This is a genomic window from Bradyrhizobium sp. INPA03-11B (assembly GCF_040446015.1).
In the GTDB taxonomy this organism is placed as follows: domain Bacteria; phylum Pseudomonadota; class Alphaproteobacteria; order Rhizobiales; family Xanthobacteraceae; genus Bradyrhizobium; species Bradyrhizobium macuxiense_A.
Genome location: NZ_JASGSR010000253.1, coordinates 1 through 2,057 on the forward strand (window position 1 = coordinate 1; position 2,057 = coordinate 2,057).

The 2,057-nt window shown below is 76.3% G+C and carries 1 protein-coding gene; it reads left to right on the plus strand.

Annotated elements, in window-relative coordinates:
* Window positions 1–1,788: 1,788 nt before the first annotated feature.
* On the plus strand, window positions 1,789–2,057 hold a 269-nt coding region (locus QMZ05_RS40705; protein ID WP_353705873.1), incomplete at its 3' end, for a hypothetical protein.

Below are 2,057 nucleotides of genomic sequence, written 5' to 3' on the forward strand. Positions count from 1 at the left end.
GCACCTGTGGCTCCGGTTGCGCCGGTGTCACCCGTTGCTCCCGTGGCGCCAGTTGCACCCGTGGCACCAGTCGCACCCGTGGCTCCGGTCGCGCCGGTGTCGCCCGTTGCTCCCGTGGCGCCGGTCGCGCCCGTGGCTCCGGTCGCGCCGGTGTCACCCGTTGCACCCGTGGCGCCAGTCGCGCCCGTGGCTCCGGTTGCACCGGTGTCGCCAGTCGCACCCGTGGCGCCGGTCGCACCCGTGGCTCCGGTCGCACCCGTGGCGCCAGTCGCGCCCGTGGCACCAGTCGCGCCGGTGTCACCCGTCGCACCCGTGGCTCCGGTCGCGCCGGTGTCGCCCGTTGCTCCCGTGGCGCCGGTTGCACCTGTGGCTCCGGTCGCGCCGGTGTCACCCGTCGCTCCCGTGGCGCCAGTTGCACCCGTGGCACCAGTCGCACCGGTGTCGCCGGTCGCACCTGTGGCTCCGGTTGCACCGGTGTCGCCAGTCGCACCTGTGGCTCCGGTTGCGCCGGTGTCGCCCGTTGCACCCGTGGCTCCGGTTGCACCTGTGGCCCCGGTTGCACCCGTGGCGCCGGTCGCACCTGTGGCCCCGGTTGCACCCGTGGCGCCGGTCGCACCCGTGGCTCCGGTCGCGCCGGTGTCGCCCGTCGCTCCCGTGGCGCCGGTTGCACCTGTGGCTCCGGTTGCGCCGGTGTCACCCGTTGCTCCCGTGGCGCCAGTTGCACCCGTGGCACCAGTCGCACCGGTGTCGCCCGTTGCACCCGTGGCGCCAGTCGCACCTGTGGCTCCGGTTGCGCCGGTGTCGCCCGTTGCACCCGTGGCTCCGGTTGCACCGGTGTCGCCCGTTGCACCCGTGGCGCCGGTTGCACCTGTGGCCCCGGTTGCACCCGTGGCGCCGGTCGCACCTGTGGCTCCGGTCGCGCCGGTGTCACCCGTTGCACCGGTCGCGCCCGTGGCTCCGGTTGCACCGGTGTCGCCCGTCGCGCCCGTGGCGCCGGTCGCACCTGTGGCTCCGGTCGCGCCGGTGTCACCCGTTGCACCCGTGGCGCCAGTCGCGCCGGTCGCACCCGTGGCTCCGGTCGCGCCGGTGTCACCCGTCGCTCCCGTGGCTCCGGTTGCGCCGGTGTCACCCGTCGCTCCCGTGGCGCCAGTTGCACCCGTGGCGCCGGTCGCACCCGTGGCGCCGGTCGCACCTGTGGCGCCGGTCGCGCCGGTGTCACCCGTTGCACCTGTGGCGCCAGTCGCACCGGTGGCTCCGGTTGCACCGGTGTCGCCCGTTGCTCCCGTGGCTCCGGTTGCGCCGGTGTCGCCCGTCGCGCCCGTGGCGCCGGTCGCACCTGTGGCTCCGGTCGCGCCGGTGTCACCCGTTGCACCCGTGGCGCCAGTTGCACCCGTGGCTCCGGTCGCGCCGGTGTCGCCAGTCGCGCCCGTGGCTCCGGTCGCGCCGGTGTCACCCGTCGCTCCCGTGGCGCCAGTTGCACCCGTGGCACCGGTCGCGCCCGTGGCGCCGGTCGCGCCCGTGGCGCCGGTCGCACCTGTGGCGCCGGTCGCGCCGGTGTCGCCCGTTGCTCCCGTGGCTCCCGTGGCTCCGGTCGCGCCGGTGTCACCCGTCGCTCCCGTGGCTCCGGTTGCGCCGGTGTCACCCGTCGCTCCCGTGGCGCCAGTTGCACCCGTGGCACCGGTCGCGCCGGTGTCGCCCGTTGCACCCGTGGCGCCAGTCGCGCCCGTGGCGCCGGTTGCACCTGTGGCTCCGGTATCGCCGGTCGCACCCGTGGCTCCGGTTGCACCCGTGGCGCCAGTCGCACCTGTGGCGCCGGTTGCGCCGGTGTCGCCCGTCGCACCCGTGGCGCCGGTCGCGCCGGTGTCACCCGTTGCACCCGTGGCGCCAGTTGCACCCGTGGCTCCGGTCGCGCCGGTGTCGCCCGTTGCTCCCGTGGCTCCGGTTGCGCCGGTGGTACCCGTCGCACCGGTGGCGCCGGTCGCACCTGTCGTTCCTGTGGCGCCAGTTGCGCCGGTCGCGCCCGTGGCTCCGGTTGCGCCGGTGGTGCCCGTCGCACC